The following is a 19,310-nucleotide window of genomic DNA, read 5'->3' on the forward strand; positions in this document are numbered from 1 at the left end:
GCTGAAACATTCCTGCGGGCAGCACGCAGCAACCGGTTGATTAACCGGTTGTGCGTAACGTGTGGACAGTAGAACTATTTAATCAACTTGCAGTTTCGATGCGTGCCACTTTGCTTTTTGCTTCAAAGTAACGACCCGGCTGTTCGGCAATCTGCAGTTGGCCGGCACAAGGCGCCAGAATCGAAGTTTCCATCTTCATCGCTTCCATCACCGCTATGACTTGCCCGGCCTGCACGGATTCGCCGTCAGCCACGACCCAGGCGTGCAGGTTGCCTGCCACCGGGGTGAGAACCGCCTGCGGATCGGCTGCTTCGCTGGCCGTCACACTTTCAGTGCCGGGAGCCGCCGCGTTGAGGCTGACGCCGCGCAGCAGCGCTGCTGGCAGGCCCAGCTCATGGCGCTTGCCGTCGATCTCGACGAAGGTGCGCAAGACACCCGGATCAGCCGCAGCAGCACTACGCGGGGCGATGGTCACGTGTTCGGCGAAATCGGTTTCGATCCAGCGGGTATGCACGGCGAAGGTATCGGCGGCGGTGAAATCGTCATGGTCCATCACCGCACGGTGGAACGGCAGCACTGTGGCCACACCGTCCACATTGAACTCGGCCAGGGCGCGGCGCGCGCGGCGAATGGCTTGTTCGCGGGTCGCGCCAGTGACGATCAGCTTGGCGATCATCGAATCGAAGTTCGGCGACACGCGCGAGCCTTCGACCACGCCGGTGTCCAGCCGGACACCCGGACCGGAAGGTGCCTGGAACCGCTCGATGAGGCCGGGCGTTGGCAGGAAGCCATTGCCGGCATCTTCGGCGTTGATGCGGAACTCAAAGCTGTGGCCGCGAGGCGTCGGTGTGCCCTCGAACGACAGCGGCAAGCCGTCGGCTACCCGCAATTGCTCGATGACCAGGTCGATGCCGCTGGTTTCTTCGGTGACCGGGTGCTCTACCTGCAAGCGGGTGTTGACCTCCAGGAACGACAGGGTGCCATCGCCGCTCAGCAGGAATTCCACAGTGCCCGCACCGACATAGCCTGCTTCGGCGCAGATGTCGCGTGCCGAATCGTGAATGCGCTGGCGCAGGGCATCGTCCAGATAAGGCGCTGGAGCTTCTTCGATCAGTTTCTGGTTGCGCCGCTGCAGCGAACAGTCACGGGTCCCGACCACCACCACCCGACCATGGCGATCAGCGATGATCTGCGCTTCGATATGCCGAGGGCGGTCAAGGAAGCGTTCGACGAAACATTCGCCACGGCCAAAGGCCGAGATCGCTTCACGCACTGCCGACTCGTACAGCTCGGCGACTTCATCGAGTTTCCAGGCCACTTTCAGACCGCGGCCACCACCGCCGAAGGCTGCCTTGATGGCAATCGGCAAGCCATGCTGCTCGGCAAAGGCAATCACTTCGCTGGCATCGTTGACCGGGTCTTCGGTGCCGGCCACCAGTGGCGCGCCGACCTTCAGGGCAATGCGACGGGCCTGGACCTTGTCGCCCAGGGCATCGATGGTGCTCGGGTCCGGGCCGATCCAGGTCAGGCCGGCATCGATCACCGCCCGGGCGAAATCGGCTCGCTCCGAGAGAAACCCGTAACCTGGGTGAACGGCGTCGGCACCGGCACGGGCTGCCACGGCCAGCAGCTTTTCGATATTCAGGTAGCTATCGGCGGGCCGTTCGCCATGCAGCGCATAGGCCTCGTCGGCCTGACGCACATGCAAGGCATCGATATCGGCATCGGCATACACCGCGACCGAGGCGATGCCATAGTCGCGGCAGGCACGGGCGATACGGACGGCAATTTCACCACGGTTGGCAATCAGAACCTTTTTCATTGCTTGTTGGTCTCGTCTGAAAGGGCAGGCCGCACGGGCTCAAAGGCGCCCAGCGGTTTGAAGCGAATACGGGAATTGACCGGAATCTGACCGGCCAGGTCCAGGTGATAAGGTGCAACCACGCCGATCACCGGGTAGCCGCCGGTCAACGGGTGATCGGCCAGAAACAGTACCGGCTGGCCGCTGGGCGGGACCTGGATAGAGCCGACGGTGGTGCCTTCGCTGGGCAACTCACCTGCAATTGCACGTTCCAGTGCCTGATCGCCCGCCAGGCGAATGCCGATACGGTTCGATTGCGGCGTGACCAGCCAGGTCTGCTCGGCCAGCAGCGCCTGAGCTTCTGGTGTAAACCAGTCACTGCGCGGGCCCATGACTACATCCAGAGTGATGATCTGATCGGCGCGCGGCATATCGAACGCCGCTTGCTCATCGACTGATACTGCACGCCCGCCCTGTCTCGGCTGGAAGCCAAGACGGTCGCCGGCCGCCAATGGCGCAGGCCCGACCTGGGCCAGTGTGTCGGTGGACAGGCTGCCCAGCACCGGCGCATGGGTGAAACCGCCACGGATCGCCAGATAATTGCGCAACCCGGCGCGTGGTGCATCGATGCTGACGCGGTCACCTTCCTGCAAGGCGAACGGCGTGTAGAGCGCCGGACGCAGCACCTGACCTTCAGTGCTGTGCACTTCGATTGCGGCGTCAGCGCCCGTAATGGCGATGACTGCATGACCACGACAAATGAACGTCAGGCCGCCCATGAGGATTTCCAGGCAGGCGCTCGCCGGATCGTTACCCACCGCACGGTTGGCGGCACGCAACGCGCCGCGGTCCATGGCGCCGGACGCCGATACGCCTTGTCCGGCGCGGCCAGGACGGCCGAGGTCCTGCAACAGGGTCTGCAGGCCGGGTGAAACAATCTCCAGAGTGTCCCCGGTGACAGGCGACGCCGGTTGGCGATCCGCTACGCTCACCGTGACATTACGGGCAGGCAATGGCCCTGCATCGCAAAAGCGCACGCGATAACCCGGTTGCAGCAAGGCCGGTTCGTCACGCTGCAGATCCCACATTTTGGCTTCGGTCACGCCGATGATCTGCCAGCCGCCAGGGCTGGCTTGCGGATAGACGCCACTGAAACCGCCGGCCAATGCCACGGCACCTGCCGGAATGCGGGTGCGCGGCGTACTGCGGCGCGGCACCACGAATTCGGCGCCGCCGCTGAGGTAAGCGAAGCCCGGTGCAAAACCACAGAAGGCCACGTTGTAATCGCTACCGGTATGGCGGCGGATCACTTCCTCGACACTGATGTCCAGCTCACGGGCGACATCGGCCAGGTCTTCGCCGTTGTAATGCACGGCGATCTCGACCAGCTTGCCGGCTTCGCGAACCGTGCCGTGTACGTTGCGCACGGCAATCCGCGCAGCCAGTGCCTCACGGCTGATGGCAGAGGGACGAAAGTGCACGAGCACCGTGCGCGCGGCAGGAATGATTTCCTGCACGCCGACGATGGGTTCCTGCTGTAGCGAGTCGAACAGGGCAAGAGTCTCGTCCAGGTTCGCCAATTCAACCAGGAGCGCGTCCAGGCTGACCGGATAGAAACGCATGATCCACTCCTATACGTGGTAGTAGCTGTCGGGAATGTCGGTAATGAACATATGGCCCGGTGCATGGGAAATGGCAAACGGTACGCGAGAGGCCATGACCACCGACTGTGGAGTCACGCCACAGGCCCAGAACACCGGAATCTCACCGGGCTTGATGCTGACTGCATCGCCGAAGTCCGGACGCGCAATGTCCTTGATGCCGAGCAGTGCCGGTTCGCCGACATGCACCGGTGCACCATGTACGCCGGGATAGCGCGCGGTAATCTTCGCGGCATCGGCGACCCGGTCGGCAGCGATGGGGCGCATCGACACCACCATTTCGCCTTGCAGACGCCCGGCAGGACGACAGACACGATTGGTGCGATACATCGGCACGTTGCAGCCTTCGCTGATGTGGCGTACATCGATGCCAGCATTCAGCAGGTCGCTTTCAAAGCTGAAGCTGCAGCCGATCAGGAAACTGACCAGATCGGTGTGTTCTGCCCAGAGGTCAGTGACATCGGTCACTTCCTCGGCCAGCTTGCCGTCACGCCAGACCCGATACAGCGGTAAGTCGGTGCGCAGGTCGGCCTGCTCGGCGAGGAACGTGCTGTGGCTGCCTGGCTCGGTAACATCGAGCACCGGACAGGCCTGTGGATTGCGTTGGGCGAACAACAGAAAATCGTAGGCCCATTCCCGGGGCAGGGAAATCATGTTGGCCTGGGTCAGTCCGGGCGCCAGGCCTGCTGTCGGAGCAACAGCGCCAGCACGATAACGGGCGCGGGCGGCAACGGCAGCCTCGCGGGCTTGCTGGAGTGCGTTCATGGTCAGCCTCAGGCGAATGAGCGGATAGTGACGCCTGCATCGAGCAGGCAGGCTTTGAGGTTACGGGCGATGGCGACCGCGTCGTGGTTGTCGCCATGCACACAGATCGAATCGGCCTCCAGCCTGATCAGACTGCCGTCCTCGGCCTCGATGACGCCATCGCGTACCAGGCGCAGCATGCGCTCGGCGATCAGTTGCGGATCGTGCAACACCGCCCCCGGACGCGAACGCGACACCAATGTGCCCGCGGCGGTATAGGCGCGGTCGGCGAAGGCTTCGGCGACACAGGACAGGCCCGCCTCACGGGCCCAGTCGATCAATGGCGAATTGGCCAGGCATACCAGTTTCAACTGAGGATCGATGCGCAGCAGCGCCTGGATAACTGCCGCGGCCTGGCGTGGGTCGCCGGCAATGGTGTTGTACAGCGCGCCATGGGGTTTGACGTAACTCACCCGGGTCCCGACGCTGCGCGCCAGCCCTTGCAAGGCACCGATCTGGTAGATCACATCGGCAGTCAGTTGCTCGGAAGGCACGTCCATGTTTCTCCGCCCGAACCCGACCAGGTCCGGGTAGGCCACATGAGCGCCGATGGCCACGCCACGGGCTGCCGCAGCTTCCAGGGTGCGCAGGATTCCGGCCGGGTCACCGGCGTGAAAGCCGCAGGCGACGTTGGCGCTGCTGACGATTTCGAGAACCGCCGCGTCGTCACCCATGCTCCATGCTCCGAAGCTCTCGCCCAGGTCGCTGTTCAGGTCAATGCTACGCATCTATAGAGTCTCCGTTGAATCAGGCTGCGGTAATGAAGGCAAAGATGGCACCGGCCGACTTGTAGGCCATGAACCACGACAGCAAGCAGGTCAGCACGCCCAGCACCAACAACCAGCGTGGGTAGTGATAGCCCTCCATCAGATCGGAACGGCGCCAGCCAACGTACATGAAAATGCTCAGGCCGAGCGGCAGAATCAGGCCGTTGAAGCCGCCGGCGAAGATCAGCAACGCCGCAGGTGGTTTGCCTATCACCATATACACCGTCAGGGTTATGACAATAAAACCGACCGTGGCCAGGTTACGTACACGCTCGGTAATCTTTTTCGAGAACACGGTCGTGAAGGACATGGTCGTGTAAGACGCACCGATTACACTGCTGATACCGGCAGCCCACAGCACCAGGCCGAACATCATCATGCCGATATCGCCGGCAGCGGCATGGAAGGCCTGGGCAGCAGGGTTTGCGCCTTTGCCGGACACGTCGATGACGACGCCGCTGGCGACCACTCCGAGGATCGCCAGAAACAGAACATAGCGAGCAATGCCGGTGACCAGAATGCCTGTCAGCGCAGCCTTGGATACCGCCTCGATATTTTCCACTCCGACGGTGCCGCGATCGAGCAGGCGATGAGCACCTGCATAAGTGATGTAGCCCCCGACGGTGCCGCCGACGATGGTGGTGATGGAAGCAAAGTCGATCAAATCGGGCAATACCGTTTGCCGCAATGCTTCACCCAGTGGCGGATGGGTCGCGAAGGCCGCGAACAGGATCAGTCCGACTTTCAGAAGACCCAGCACAATCATGATGCGGTCCATGGCAACGCCCGCGCGATGGGACGAGAAGATCCCGATGGCGAGCAGCGCGCTTAACAGTCCTCCCCATTTGGGATCAAGGCCGGTCAAGGCATTCAATCCCAGTCCCGCACCGGCAATGTTACCCAGCATGAAAACCAGACCGCCGCAAATGACCAATACCGACAGCAGGTAACCGCTGCCCGGAATTGCAGCGTTAGCCAGATCTGCCGCACGCATCCTGGTCAGGGTGACGATACGCCAGACATTCAGTTGAACGACAAAGTCGATCAGGATCGAGGCCAGGATGCCAAAGGCAAACGCGGCACCCAGTGTCGCGGTGAAGGTGGCGGTCTGGGTCAGGAAACCCGGGCCGATGGCGGAGGTCGCCATCATGAAGATCGCGGCGATCAGAGAGGAGCGGCGCGCCTTGGTGAAGTCATGAGCGGTCTGTGTCACGGCATCAATCCTACGGTTAGAGGTTCCTTGCTTGAGCAATGAGCGTGCCAAGGATCATTCAGTACCGCTGCAATGTAGATATATCAAGTCTGCATTGTTGAACAATCATATCGTCTTGAGTGAGTCATTTGCACCAGATTGTTACTCTTTCACTCATGGACGCTACTTAATGAAGCACACGGCATGCTTGTGCCTTGCCACGCACTAAGCTCTCAGGGAACATCTGCCGGTTTTTATCATTCTGGATTGCTCATGAACGACGCTTCTCCCTCCCTTCCTCGTACCCTGGGAGAAACCATCACCCAGGAAATCCGCAGAATGCTGGTCGAAGGCGAACTGGTGCCTGGCCAACGGCTGTCCGAAGCCGCATTGGCCGAGAGCCTGCAGATTTCCCGTAACACCTTGAGAGAAGCGTTCAGGGTCCTGACCCGCGAAGGATTGCTCAAGCACGAACCCAACCGCGGAGTGACCGTCGCCGAGCCGGATATGGCGTCGATCATCGACATTTACCGGGTGCGTCGCTTCATTGAATGCAAGGCCATTGCCCAGGCTTTCCCGCTGCATCCCGGGGCGCTGAAGATGCGCGAAGCGGTCGAGGCCGGCATGCGCGCCCGTGAAGCCAGGGATTGGGTGGCGGTGGGTACTGCCAACATGATGTTCCACAAGGCAATCGTCGAACTGGCCGACAGCCCGCGGCTGGTGGTGTTCTACGGGCAGATATCGGCCGAACTGCGCCTGGCCTTCGGCGTGCTCGACGACCCCGAATTCCTGCACCTGCCGTACCTGGACATGAACGCCGCGATCCTGCGTTGCGTCGAAGAGGGGCGGGTAGACGAAGCGACCGTCATGCTCGAAACCTACCTGGTGCAATCCGAGCGGACCGTGCTGGCAGCGTATGAGCGCAGCATGAAGCGCTAGCTATCCTGGCCGCATGGCGGCGATAAACATGCGGTACTAGGAGCGAATTCATTCGCGAAGAGGCCAGTGAATTCGCAGGAAATGCAGTATCTGAAATCAAGTCTTCGCGGATCAATCCGCGCCTGCGGCGTCAGCCGTGAAAACGCACCCAGACGGTCACCAGCAAACTGGCCGCAACCAGCCAGGCCAGTGCTGCCAGCGCCAGGGACACTTCCAGCCGCCAGCGGTCCACCAGCAGATACAAGGCCGCCAGGTAAACGAAGTAGGGAATGATCGACCACATGCCAAACAGGATGGTGGTCTTCAGGTCATCGAGCGAGCGACCCTTGCCGACGATGTAATGCGCAATCAATGCAAAGGTCGGAAACAGCGGCACCAGCCCTGCGATGTAGTAATTGCGTGTCTTGGCCAGCGCGGCCAGGATGACGACAACCGCTGCGCCCAACAGGGCCTTGAGTAGCAGATCCACTATTTCTTCCTGTGCAATGTCAGGCCTGCAGCCCGTATTTCTTGACCTTGTCGAACAACGTGGTCTTGGCCATGCTCAGCTCCTGGCTGGCCTGGCTGAGATTCCCGCCGCTACGTTGCAAGGCTTCGCGCAGCAGGCTGCGCTCAAAGGCTTCCACCGCTTCGGCAAAGCCCAGACTCTGGCTTTCGGCACTGTCGGACTTCTTGAAGACCGGCAGCCCCAGCGCATAGCGTTCGGCCACGTTGCGCAGTTCACGCACGTTACCCGGCCAGTCGTGGCTCATCAAGGCCGATGCCGTTTGCCGGTCCAGTTGCGGCGGTTCACGGTCGAAGCGCAACGAGGACAACTGCAGGAAATGCTCGAACAACTGCAGAATGTCTTCGCGCCGCTCGCGCAGTGGCGGCAATTCCAGAGTCACCACATTGAGGCGGTAATACAGGTCGCTGCGGAACTGGTTGGCCTTGCTCAGTTCATTGAGGTCGGACTTGGTCGCCGCGATGACCCGGCAATCCACCTCGACGTTCTGGTTCGAGCCCAGGCGTTCCAGAGTGCGCTCCTGCAAGACACGCAACAGCTTGATCTGCAGGTTGATCGGCATGCTCTCCACTTCATCGAGAAACAGCGTGCCGTTGTGCGCATGTTCGATCTTGCCGATCCGGCGCTTGCCTGCGCCGGTGAAGGCATTGGCTTCGTGGCCGAAGATTTCCGACTCGAACAGGCTTTCCGCCAGCCCGCCGCAGTTCAGGGCGACGAACTGATTCTTGGTGCGTCGGCTGAAATCATGCAGGCAGCGAGCGACCAGCTCCTTGCCGGTGCCGGTTTCGCCCTCGATCAACACATTGGCCGAGGTATCGGCAATGTTGGCGATCAGCGCCCGCAGATTCTGCATGGCCGGTGAGCGGCCGATGATCTGGCCTTCCAGCGAATTGCGCTCGGCCAGTTGCTTGCGCAGCGCCCAGACTTCCCGGGCCAGCCCGCGTTGCTCCAGAGCGCGACGCGCGACATCCACCAGCCGTTCCGGCGAGAAGGGTTTTTCCATGAAGTCATAGGCGCCGTCACGCATGGCATTGACCGCCATGGAGATATCGCCGTGCCCGGTAATCAGCACTACCGGCAGGCTGCCGTCGCGGGCCTTGAGACGGCTCAGCAGTTCCAGCCCGTCGATGCCCGGCAGGCGAATGTCACTGATGACGATTCCGGCAAAGTTGTCGCCGATGCGCGCCAGGGCTTCTTCGGCGCTGGATACGCCTTCGCTGGCAATGTCTTCCAGCGCCAGGGCCTGTTGGCAGCCGAGCAACACATGCGGGTCGTCTTCGACGATGAGTACAGTCAGATCAGTGGTCATTTTGGAATTACTCATGGTGATCGCTCAGGTCCTTTGAGGTCGACTGATTCTCTTCACGCCCACAACCCTGTGGGAGCGAATTCATTCGCGAACGGTATTTGAAGTGCGAAAGACACAGGGAAACCCTCATGAATCCGCCTCCGCATCCTTGACCCGCGGCAGCCACAACACGAAGGTTGTCGCGCCTGCCGGATACTCCGCGCTCAGACTGCCGCCAGCCGCTGCTGCGAGGCTGGCGGAAAGGGTCAGGCCGAGGCCCAGGCCCTGTTCACCGGGTTTGGTGGTGAAAAACGGTTCAAACAAATGCTTGCGGGCTTCGTCGTCGATGCCATGACCGTTGTCGCGTACCCGCAAGCGATAGCGATCATCGACCATCTCACCTTCGAGCCACAGCTCGGGCAATGGCTGGGCATGCATTGCGTCCAGGGCATTGCCGATCAGGTTGACCAGAATCTGCTCCAGGCGTGTCTGGTCGATCATCAACTCGGCGTCGATGAAGTCCTGATGCAGGGTCAGGGAAAAGTTTTCGAGCCGCACGCTCAGCAACTGCAAGGCGGCGTCGACCGCCTTGCGCAGTTGTGCCTGGCCCTGATCGTTGCCGCGTCGGGCAAAGGAGCGCAGGCTGGCCGTGATGCGACCCATGCGGTCGACAAGATCGTTGATGGTGCGCAGGTTGGTACTGGCGGTGTCCAGTGCGCCACGTTCGAGAAAGCGCACGGTATTGCCGGACAGGGTACGCAAGGCCGCCAGCGGCTGGTTCAGTTCGTGGGCAATGCTGGTGGACATCTGGCCGATGGCAGCCAGCTTGCCGGCCTGGACCAGTTCGTCCTGAGCCTTGCGCAGAGTGTCTTCGGCTTGCCTGCGTTCGCGGATCTGCGCCTTGAGGCGTTCGTTGCTGGCGCGCAGGTGTTCGGTGCGTTCCGCGATCTTGCGTTCCAGTTCGTCGTTGGCGGCCTGCAGGGCTTCACGGGCGGCAAGCCGGGTGGAAATCACCTTGCGCCGCTCGTTCCAGGCGATCAGCAGAAAGGCCACCAGCGCGCAGGCCACGGCGACCAGCATGCCCTGGCTGGCCGCTTCGCGGCGCAGGTCTTCGAGAGGCGTCAACAGGGTCAGATGCCAGGGCGTATCGCTCAACTGGCGGGTCTGGGCCAGATAGCTGACCTGGGTATGCTCCCGGTCGACACTGACGTTGGCCGGGAAGGTGAGCTTCTCGACACCTTCGGCGAGGGTTTCGCGTTCCAGTGGCACCAGCTCGTTCAGCGGCCACCAGTAATATTGCAGGCTGCGCGCCAGGCGCTCCTTGATGTTCGGGGTCAGCGGGCGCACCGACTTCAGGCGGCGGGCCGGGTCGCTGGATAGAATGATGATGCCGTTTTCATCGCTGACAAAGGCTTCCATCCGCGCCCGTTGCCAGCGCTCTTCCAGGGCTTCGAGCCGTACCTTGATCACCGCGACGCCAATGATCCGGCCTCTTTCTTCCAGTCCATGGGCCAGGTAATAGCCGGACTCGCCGACGGTGGTGCCGATGCCATAGAAACGTCCGGGCAAGCCACGGACGGCATCCTGAAAGTAGGCGCGGAAGGACAGGTCTTCACCCTGATAGCTGTCGGCATCACGCCAGTTGCTGGTGGCCAGTACGCGGCCAGTGGTGTCCATCACATAAATGGCGCGGCTGCGGCTGCGGCGGTTGAGGCCTTCCAGATAGCTGTTGACCTTGCCTTGCAGGTCCGGGGTCGGGTTTCTCAGCAGTTGCGAAACGCTGGACTCAAGCTCCAGGACACTGGGCAGGTAGGTGTACTTGTTGATTTCGCTTTCGACCGTACGGGCATGCAGCTCCAGCTGGCGTTCGCCATTTTCGCTGAGGCTCTTGATGCCGTGGGTCTCGCTGAACAAATAGGCGATATAGCCCAGGCCGATCATCAGCATGAGGATCAGCGGAGGCAGAAACAGTTGGCGTATCAGACGGGGTTTCACGGCGAGTGATGGCGGCGCAGCGCTATAAGTAATGGGGTCGCATTTCATCACAGTCGTCCTGAGCCGAACAGCTACCCATGCCCCGATGGGTGGGGGCAGGGTAGCGAACGGTATTGCTTAGTGCTGGAGGATCTTGGCGAGGAACTGCTGGGCGCGTTCGGAACGCGCGCTGACATCACCGAAAAACTCTTCCTTGGCGCAGTCTTCGACGATCTGCCCCTTGTCCATGAAGATCACCCGGTTGGCCACTTTGCGGGCAAAACCCATTTCATGGGTCACGCACATCATGGTCATGCCTTCGTTGGCCAGTTGCACCATCACGTCGAGTACTTCGTTGACCATTTCCGGATCGAGCGCGGAGGTCGGTTCGTCGAACAGCATGACGATCGGGTCCATCGCCAGGGCGCGGGCAATCGCGACACGCTGTTGCTGACCACCGGAAAGCTGGCCCGGATGCTTGTGGGCGTGAGCGGAAAGGCCAACCCGTTCCAGCAGCTTCAGGCCTTTCTCGGTGGCTTCGGCCTTGCTGCGGCCCAGCACCTTGATCTGCGCGATGGTCAGGTTTTCCACGATGCTCAGATGCGGGAACAACTCGAAATGCTGAAACACCATGCCGACTCGCGAACGGAGTTTCGGCAGGTTGGTCTTCGGATCGGAGATCGAGGTGCCATCGACCTCGATATCGCCTTCCTGGAACGGTTCCAGAGCGTTCACGCACTTGATCAGGGTCGATTTGCCGGAGCCGGACGGGCCGCAGACCACCACCACTTCACCCTTGCTGACCTCGGTGCTGCAATTGGTCAGTACCTGGAAGTCCCCATACCACTTGTTGACGTTCTTGATGGAAATCATATGGCAAACCTTTTTTGCAGACGCTTCACCAGCAACGAGGCGGCAAAGCTGATCGTGAAATACACCAGACCGGCGATGATCAGGAATTCATTGGCGCGACCGATGATGTCGCCACTGGCGCGCGAGGCATTGAGGAAGTCCACCAGGCCGACCGTGTACACCAGAGAGGTATCCTGGAACAGGATGATGCTCTGCTGCAGCAACAGTGGCGTCATCTTGCGGAACGCCTGCGGCAGGATGATCAGGCGCATCATTTGCCCGTAGCTCATGCCCAGGGCCTTGGCGGCACCCATTTGTCCCTTGGAGATGGACTGCACACCGGCGCGCACGATTTCACAGAAGTACGCTGCCTCGAACATCATGAACGCCACGACGCAGGAGGTGAACGCACCGATCGGCGTGTCTTCGCCGGTGATCCAGCGCAGCACGAACGGCACCGCCAGATAGAACCAGGTGATGACCAGCAGCAGCGGGATCGAACGGAAGTAGTTCACGTAGGCGCCGGCCACATTGGCCAGCAGCTTGTTCGATGACAGGCGCATCAAGGCCAGGATGGTACCGATGACCAGGCCGCCGACGATGCCCAGGGCCATCAGTTGCAGCGTCATGACCATGCCGTTCCACAGGCCGGGAATGGCTGGAATGATTCCACTGAAGTCCATTATTTACCCCCCAGGGAGATCAGGCCCGGCACTGCGACTTTCTTCTCGACCAGACGCATCAGCAACATCAGGCTCATGTTCAGGGTGAAGTAGATCAGGGTCGCCAGAGTGAACGCCTCGAACAGGTTCGCGGAAAATTCGGCGGTCTGCTTGGTTTGCGCCAGCAGTTCCATCAGGCCGATCAGCGAGGCCACCGACGAGTTCTTGAACACGTTCAGGAATTCGGAGGTAAGTGGCGGAATGATGATCCGGTAAGCCTGCGGCAGCAGCACGTTCCAGTAGATCTGCGGCAGCCTGAAGCCCATGGCCCGGGCAGCGGATTCCTGGCCTTTTGGCAGCGCTTCGATACCGGTGCGCACTTGTTCGCAGACCCGTGCAGCGGTGAACAGACCCAGGCAGACCACAACACTCAGGAACGCCGAGGTCGTCGGGTTGAGGTCCTGCTTGTACCACTCCTGCAGGTTTTCAGGCAGCAGGTCGGGCACCAGGAAGTACCAGATGAACAACTGCACCAGCAGTGGCACATTACGAAAGATTTCCACGTAGATCGTGGCGATGCCAGCCACAATACGGCTTGGCACAGTGCGCATGACACCGAGGATGGACCCCAGTATCAAGGCGATGATCCAGGCGACGACGGCAATGGCGATGGTCCAGCCCAGACCGGAAATGAACCAGTCCAGATAGGTTTCGCTGCCGACACCGGTGGACTTGAAGAATACGCCCCAGTCCCAGTTGTAATTCATCAGGGTCTCCCCCTCTTGTTGTCGAAATACACGCACACGTCTCGCATGAGTCCGTTCGAGCCCTTGTGTATCCGGACACGCCTTCAGACTCCGTCCCGGCGTTTATTGTCTGGATACAGTGAGTGATGAGCGGTTTTCCGAACCGGCTCCGGCCCGTTCGGAAAACCGTGGGTTCACGGTGAAACGCTGACTCAGGCTTTTGGTTCGGCAGCTTTGTCGTTCGGCTCGGCGATCAGCTTTTTCAGCTCGTCGCTCATCGGGAACTGCAGATTCAGGCCTTTTGGCGGGATCGGCGACTGGAACCACTTGTTGTAGATGGTGTTGATTTCGCCAGACTTGTAAGTGGCGACGATGGCGTCATCGACAGCCTTCTTGAATGGCGCATCGCCCTTGCGAACCATGCAGCCGTAGATTTCATAGGATTGTGCTGTGCCGGTCACAGCCCAGTCGGTCGGCTTCTTGGCCTTGGCCATTTCGCCTGCCAGCAGCGCGTCGTCCATCATGAACGCAACGGCACGACCCGATTCCAGCATCTGGAAGGATTCACCGTGGTCCTTGGCGGAAATCACGTTCATGCCCATCTGCTTGTCGGCGTTCATCGCCTTGAGGATGCGCTCGGAGGTTGTACCGGCGGTGGTCACGACGTTCTTGCCTTTCAGGTCGTCGAAATCCTTGTAGGACGAGTCAACCTTGGACAGCAGGCGGGTACCGATCTCGAAGATGCCGACCGAGAAGTCCACTTGTTGCTGACGCTCGACGTTGTTGGTGGTGGAACCGCATTCCACGTCAACGGTGCCGTTCTGTACCAGCGGGATACGGGTCTGGGAAGTCACCAGGTTGTACTTGACCTTCAGATCCGGAATATCCAGTTCTTTCTTGATCGCTTCAACGATTTTCAGCTGGATATCGTGGGAGTAGCCAACCGGGATACCGGAAGCATCAGCGATATAGGAAAACGGGATGGAAGCGTCACGGTGACCGAGGGTGATGGTGCCCGATTCTTTGATCTTCTTCAGTGTGCCGGTCAGTTCGGCTGCGAAAACTGGAGTGCTAATCAGAGCGGCAGTAATTGCTGCGCCTAACAACTGGGGGACGATACGCATCAATGAATCCTCGAATTTCGTTTTTATTAATTGGGCCGTTGGCAGACCCGATTCTTCAGTGAGTGAATGCTTCGACAAGACCCTAGCCAGACAAGCTAGCGTCGAAGCTATCGACAGGAAGTGTAGAGCACGACTCATGCCAACGACTGGTGACTATGGCAAGTAATTGAATTTATTGAGTTTTAATGGGTTTTTGGTGTGCGATTCATGGGGCGGGCATCCGGGTTACCGAACGGCTGTCGATAGCGTGTTCGGAAAACCGAATGAAGAGGCGGGGCGAAGAAATATGAAAACCGTTGCTGTCATGCAACGGTTTCAGGATTTACTTCAGGGCAGAGCGTTGCACTGCTTAGAAGTCATAACGTGCCGTCATGCCCAGGGTGCGTGGGGTGCCCAGCAAACCGCCATAGCCACCGTTGGGTTCGCTCCACAAGGTCGTGTAATAGGTCTTGTCGAAGGCATTCTTCAGCCACAGCGAGACATCCCACTGACCCTGGCCAAGATCGCCGCGCAAGCCGGTGCCGAGATTGACCACGGCGTAGCTGGGGATCTGCGAGTAATCGGAGTCCTCAACTGCGCCCACGGCCTTGGAACGGAAGGCATAGCTGGCCGTGACGTACTCTTGCAGGCCGTTGTCCAGATCCCATTTGTACTCGCCGTTGACGTTGGCAATGTATTTGGAGGCGCCGACCACTTGATGACCGCTCAAATCGCATGAGGCAGGCGCGCCGGCTTGCAGGCTGACCTCCGGCGGGCAAGGGGCATCTTTATAAGAGGTGTAACGCACATCGTTGTAGGAGCCGTTGATGTTCAGCGTCAGTCCGCGGATCGGCAGAATGATGCTTTCCAGTTCCAGGCCACGAGAGCGCACCGTGCCGGCATTGGTCAGGTATTGCACGCGGTTGGCGTTGTCATAGGCGTTGGTCTGGTAGCCGTTGACCTGAGTCCAGAACAGGTTGGCGTTGAGTTGCAGGCGTCGATCCCACAAGGTGCTTTTCAAGCCCAGCTCGGCGTTGTTGGCGCGTTCGGTGCCGATCAGCAGCGAGTCGGCACCGGCAGTGGGCGCCGTACCGACCGCCAGGTTGACCCCGCCGGATTTCTCGCCATGGGACAGCGTGGCATAGCCCAGCAAGTCATCGCTGAAGTGGTAACTCAGATTGAGCAGGCCCGAAGGACTGGCGGTGTACTGGCTCAGGTCGCCCGAGTCATAGGCGCCGGTGCGGGCATTGCGCGCGGTCAGCGCCGCGCCGGTTACGGCCGCGCCGCCTTGCGGGGCGTCACGCTGCACCCAGGCATTCTTTTCTTCGTAAGTGCCACGCACCCCGGCGGTGAAATCCAGCCTGGGCGTGAGGTGCCAGGTGCCTTGAGCGAAGAGGGCGAAGCTGTTGGTTTCGATATGCCCCTTGCCCAGCGTGTTGACGTCGGCAAGTGCGCCGGCCGGTGTGCCGTTCCAGATATCGGCCTGCGGCCCGTAATTGGTGAACGACTTGTTATCCAGATCGGAGCCGAAGTAATAGGCGCCGACCACGTAATCGAAGAAACCGCCGGTTGGGGACGCCAGGCGCAACTCCTGGGACCACTGTTTATCTTCCACCGACACACCGCCGTTATAGGACGCCGAAGCATTCAGGCCGTCATCGTTGCGCGGGGTGAAGTTCCACCAGCGATAGGAGCTCACCGAGGTCAGCGTGAAGTCGTTGGCCAGCTTCCAGTTGGCTTCCAGCGAGGTACCGCCCTGATGCACGGTGACCCGCTGATCGCTGTTGAGATTGACCTTGCGGTGCGAACCATCCACCAGGGTTGCGCCAGCTGCGGCGGCGCGGCTTTCATAGCGGTTGACGCCGTTGATGGTCGGGCCGGTGCTGAACAGCGCGCGGGTGCCGGCGCTGGAGCTTTCCTCGTTGTAGTCGGCAATCCAGCGCAGGCTGAAATCTTCGTTGGGCTTGAACAGCAACTGTCCGCGAAAGCCTTCGCGTGAGCCACCGCCAAGTTTGTTGCCGTCGTACTCGTTATCCAGATCGCCATCGCTGCGGCTGCGGTAGGCTGAAAAGCGCCCGGCCAACTGGTCATTGAGCGGGCCGGAAATCGTGCCCTTGGTCTGGAAGTAGCCACGTTCGCCGATGGACGTCTCGATGCTGCGCTCCGGTGTGAAACTCGGTGCACGGGTATTGATATTCAGGACGCCGGCCGTGGTGTTCTTGCCGAACAGCGTTCCCTGCGGGCCGCGCAGCACTTCCAGCTGTTCGATGTCCATCAGGTCGAACACCGCCATGCCGGGACGGCCCAGATAAACGTTGTCGATGTACAGCCCCACACTGCCTTCCAGGCCGTCACTGGCCGGGTTATTACCCAGGCCGCGAATGGAAACGCTCGACTGCCTGGCGTGCATGTAGGCGACGTTCAGGCTCGGCACCAGTTGTTGCAGGTCCTGGATCTGATAGACCCGCTGGCTTTCCAGTGCCGCACCATCGAGCACGCTGATCGGAGTCGGCACGTTCTGCGAGCTTTCCTCGCGGCGGCGGGTGGTGACCGTTACCGTCTTGAGCCTTGTGTCATCCGCCGCTGGACCGTTAGCGGGAGTGGCGCTGCTGCTCGTCACAGGGGCTTGGTCTGCATGGGCAAGCGAGAAGCCTGCACAACCCGCCAGCAACAGAGCGAGCGGCAGGCGCTTGAGCTGACCGGCAGCGATGGGGATGGCGGATTGACGGATATTCATGGCACGGCTCCTGTGACGCAATATTCTTTTTGGTTATTTGAATATGTATTTATAAGGTTTTACTGAATAAGAGATTGCCTTTATAAGGAGTGCTACCGAGGCAGAGCAAATGCATTTGCCCGATACTTTTTATGTGAAAAATGCATATCGACCTTCGCCAACTCCGTCACCTGATCGCTCTGGCCGAGCACCGCAGCTTTGTCGGTGCTGCAGTGGCGGTGAACCTGTCGCAATCCGCTTTCAGCCGCAGTATTCAGGCCCTGGAGCACAGCGTCGGTTGCCAGCTGGTTGATCGGGTGAGCAAGGACCTGACGCCGACCCAGCAAGGCCAGGTGGTGCTGGAACATGCGCGGCGGCTGGTCAGCGGTGCCCGGCAACTGACCAGCGAAATCAGTCAGTTCAATGCGCTGGAAGCAGGCGAGCTGCGTTTTGGTTGCGGCCCGGCACCCGCGTCGGGCCTGGTGCCGCGTGCAATAGGCAGCTTTATCAGCCGTCTACCCAAGGCCCGGGTGCATTTTCAGGTGGATGACTGGCAAAGCCTGGGCAAGCGTTTGCTTAATGAAGAGTTTGAATTCTTTGTGGCCGACACCCGCCAGTTCGAGGCGGATCCTGCCTATGTCACCCACAAGCTCCAGCCGCGCAAATGGCATTTCTGCTGCCGCGCCGGGCATCCGCTGGCTCAGCAGGAGAGTGTGACTGCCAGCGAGCTGTTGAGCTTCCCGCTGGCTGCGACCCTGCGCCCGCCCAACCTGCGCAAGGTGATGGCCGACCTGAGCGGCCAACCGGATTTCGCCCCCAACGTCGAATGTGAAAACACCTTCAGCCTGCTGGCCGTGGTGATGAGTTCTGACGCTATCGGTATCACCGGTTCCTACAGTGATGCGCTGTATTACGCGAAACAGGAACTGGTGCGCCTGCGTATCGAGGGCCTCGATGAACACTGCGAGGAACTGTATACGCGCTATGGCATCGTCAGCCGCACGGGATATCGATTGTCGCCGCTGGCGCAGGAGATGATCGAGGAGATCAAAAGGGTCGACCGGAAAAGCGATAGCGCCCACGAACCGTTGCTGACCAATCTGGCGGTGTGATCACAGCCGCGTATGCACGCCCTGCATCGTGACTATTCAACAAATGCACTTGCTGAATACCTGCCTGGATCGCGAAATACCTGCCATTAGCCTGTACCTCAATGGACCGAACCATGAACAAAACCCTGCGACATTTCTTCAAGCCCCTGCTGGGCGTTTTTCTTGCCGGCCTGCTTGGCCATGCCCAGGCCAGCGACGAGGGCGTAACCATCCGCATCGGTTCGCCTGATCAGGGTGCCGGTAGCCTGCCGTTCGTGCAGGGCGTGGTGGGCCTGGCGCATATCCAGCAACAGCTTGAGCAGGAATTCGCCAGCTCCGGCGTGAAAGTGCAGTGGCACTTTTTCAAGGGGGCCGGGCCTGCGGTCAACGAAGCACTGGCCAACCAGCAACTGGATTTCGCCTGGCTGGGCGATCTGGCGGCAATCATTGGCCGCTCCAGCGGCTTGCAGACTCGCCTGCTGCTCGGCGCACGCGGTGCCAACATGTATCTGGCAGTGACGCCGCAATCCGGTATCACCCAACTGGCCGATCTCAAGGGCAAGCGTGTCGCGGTCTATCGTGGCACTGCGGATCAGCTTTCCTTTGCGCGGGCGCTGGAAAGTCAGGGCCTCAAAGAGCGTGACCTGCAAATCATCAGCCTGGACTGGGCCGCCGCCAGAGCCGCGCTGGCCAGCGGGCAGATTGATGCCACCTGGTCGGGCATGGGCGTGCTCGGGCTTGAGAGCAAGGGCATTCAGTTTCCGCTGAGCACCAAGCAGCTTTCCCGTCAGTCGACGACACAGGCCGGACTTGTCGGCACTCAGGCCTTTATCGAACAGCATCCGGAACTGACCCAGCGCCTGATCAAGGTGCTGGTCAAGAACGCCTTCTGGCTGAGCGATCCATACAGCCTGCCTGAGTACAGCAAGCTGATGGGCGAAAGAAGCTCCACACCAGCCGCCTTGTTCGAGCGTGAGCTGAAAGACGATGACCTGAAATTCCGCAACTCGCCGCGCATCGATCCGTTTTTGAAATCGGCCTTGCAAGACAGCGTCGAGCAAGCCAGGAAACTGGGCCTGATCCGCCGCACGTTTTCTGTCGATGAATGGGTCGAGCCCCGCTTTGTCGAGGCGGCTGTGCAAGAGCGAAAACTGACAGGCTTCTGGCCGCAATACGACGCCGCTGGCAATGCCCTCTGACCTGACAGGT

16 protein-coding genes are annotated in these 19,310 nt (G+C 60.4%); 3 read left to right on the forward strand and 13 right to left on the reverse strand.

Going from position 1 to position 19,310, the window contains the following annotated elements; translation table 11 throughout:
* Positions 1–82: 82 nt before the first annotated feature.
* Genes ALQ04_RS03920 through ALQ04_RS03940 form a run of 5 tightly spaced genes read right to left on the reverse strand, consistent with a single transcriptional unit; the run spans position 83 to position 6,246 of the window.
* Complete coding sequence (locus ALQ04_RS03920; RefSeq protein ID WP_122314544.1) at positions 83–1,822, reverse strand: biotin carboxylase N-terminal domain-containing protein; 1,740 nt, start codon at positions 1,820–1,822, stop codon at positions 83–85.
* Positions 1,819–3,423: a 5-oxoprolinase/urea amidolyase family protein gene (locus tag ALQ04_RS03925; RefSeq protein WP_122314545.1), complete on the reverse strand. Its 1,605-nt coding sequence runs from the start codon at positions 3,421–3,423 to the stop codon at positions 1,819–1,821. Before ALQ04_RS03925 ends, ALQ04_RS03920 begins: the two co-directional genes overlap by 4 nt.
* Before the next feature lie 9 nt (positions 3,424–3,432).
* Complete coding sequence (locus ALQ04_RS03930; protein WP_122314546.1) at positions 3,433–4,227, reverse strand: putative hydro-lyase; 795 nt, start codon at positions 4,225–4,227, stop codon at positions 3,433–3,435.
* Between the two features lie 8 nt (positions 4,228–4,235).
* Positions 4,236–4,994, reverse strand: coding sequence for a LamB/YcsF family protein (locus ALQ04_RS03935; RefSeq protein ID WP_122314547.1), 759 nt, complete (start codon positions 4,992–4,994; stop codon positions 4,236–4,238).
* Positions 4,995–5,013: 19 nt separating this feature from the next.
* Entirely contained in the window at positions 5,014–6,246 is a 1,233-nt protein-coding gene (locus ALQ04_RS03940; protein WP_122314548.1) for an NRAMP family divalent metal transporter, read from the reverse strand.
* 252 nt (positions 6,247–6,498) lie between these two features.
* Here ALQ04_RS03940 and ALQ04_RS03945 point away from each other — a divergent pair, with 252 nt between their 5' ends.
* A complete protein-coding gene (locus ALQ04_RS03945; protein ID WP_122314549.1) occupies positions 6,499–7,164 on the forward strand; it encodes a GntR family transcriptional regulator in 666 nt (221 codons plus the stop codon).
* Positions 7,165–7,294: 130 nt separating this feature from the next.
* Here the strand turns inward: ALQ04_RS03945 and ALQ04_RS03950 are convergent, their stop codons facing one another.
* The 8 genes from ALQ04_RS03950 to ALQ04_RS03985 all read right to left on the reverse strand — a co-directional run bounded on the left by ALQ04_RS03950 (position 7,295) and on the right by ALQ04_RS03985 (position 17,031).
* Positions 7,295–7,633 (reverse strand): GlpM family protein, encoded by a 339-nt coding sequence (locus ALQ04_RS03950; RefSeq protein WP_122314550.1) that lies wholly within the window; start codon positions 7,631–7,633, stop codon positions 7,295–7,297.
* Positions 7,634–7,652: 19 nt separating this feature from the next.
* Positions 7,653–8,978 carry a sigma-54 dependent transcriptional regulator gene (locus ALQ04_RS03955; protein ID WP_122314551.1) on the reverse strand — a complete coding sequence of 442 codons (1,326 nt, stop codon included), beginning with the start codon at positions 8,976–8,978 and terminating at the stop codon, positions 7,653–7,655.
* A 126-nt stretch (positions 8,979–9,104) separates the two neighbouring features.
* Positions 9,105–11,000, reverse strand: a complete 1,896-nt coding sequence (locus tag ALQ04_RS03960; protein ID WP_122314552.1) for an ATP-binding protein — start codon at positions 10,998–11,000, stop codon at positions 9,105–9,107.
* Positions 11,001–11,069: 69 nt separating this feature from the next.
* Complete coding sequence (locus ALQ04_RS03965) at positions 11,070–11,804, reverse strand: amino acid ABC transporter ATP-binding protein (RefSeq protein ID WP_122314553.1); 735 nt, start codon at positions 11,802–11,804, stop codon at positions 11,070–11,072.
* Positions 11,801–12,469, reverse strand: coding sequence for an amino acid ABC transporter permease (locus tag ALQ04_RS03970; protein WP_183142108.1), 669 nt, complete (start codon positions 12,467–12,469; stop codon positions 11,801–11,803). The genes ALQ04_RS03965 and ALQ04_RS03970 overlap by 4 nt, the downstream gene beginning before the upstream one ends.
* Positions 12,466–13,212 carry an amino acid ABC transporter permease gene (locus ALQ04_RS03975; RefSeq protein WP_122314555.1) on the reverse strand — a complete coding sequence of 249 codons (747 nt, stop codon included), beginning with the start codon at positions 13,210–13,212 and terminating at the stop codon, positions 12,466–12,468. Before ALQ04_RS03975 ends, ALQ04_RS03970 begins: the two co-directional genes overlap by 4 nt.
* Positions 13,213–13,403: 191 nt before the next feature.
* Positions 13,404–14,315 (reverse strand): glutamate/aspartate ABC transporter substrate-binding protein, encoded by a 912-nt coding sequence (locus tag ALQ04_RS03980; protein ID WP_122314556.1) that lies wholly within the window; start codon positions 14,313–14,315, stop codon positions 13,404–13,406.
* Between the two features lie 349 nt (positions 14,316–14,664).
* Positions 14,665–17,031, reverse strand: a complete 2,367-nt coding sequence (locus ALQ04_RS03985; protein WP_122314557.1) for a TonB-dependent receptor — start codon at positions 17,029–17,031, stop codon at positions 14,665–14,667.
* A gap of 140 nt (positions 17,032–17,171) precedes the next feature.
* On the opposite strand from ALQ04_RS03985, the gene ALQ04_RS03990 reads away from it, so the two are divergent.
* Together ALQ04_RS03990 and ALQ04_RS03995 are read left to right on the forward strand one after the other, a co-directional pair.
* A complete protein-coding gene (locus ALQ04_RS03990; protein WP_122314558.1) occupies positions 17,172–18,122 on the forward strand; it encodes a LysR family transcriptional regulator in 951 nt (316 codons plus the stop codon).
* 113 nt (positions 18,123–18,235) lie between these two features.
* Positions 18,236–19,300, forward strand: a complete 1,065-nt coding sequence (locus ALQ04_RS03995; protein ID WP_122314559.1) for an ABC transporter substrate-binding protein — start codon at positions 18,236–18,238, stop codon at positions 19,298–19,300.
* The last annotated feature ends 10 nt before the right edge of the window (positions 19,301–19,310 follow it).

Origin of the sequence: Pseudomonas cichorii (genome assembly GCF_003700275.1) — a bacterium.
GTDB classification, from domain to species: domain Bacteria; phylum Pseudomonadota; class Gammaproteobacteria; order Pseudomonadales; family Pseudomonadaceae; genus Aquipseudomonas; species Aquipseudomonas cichorii_B.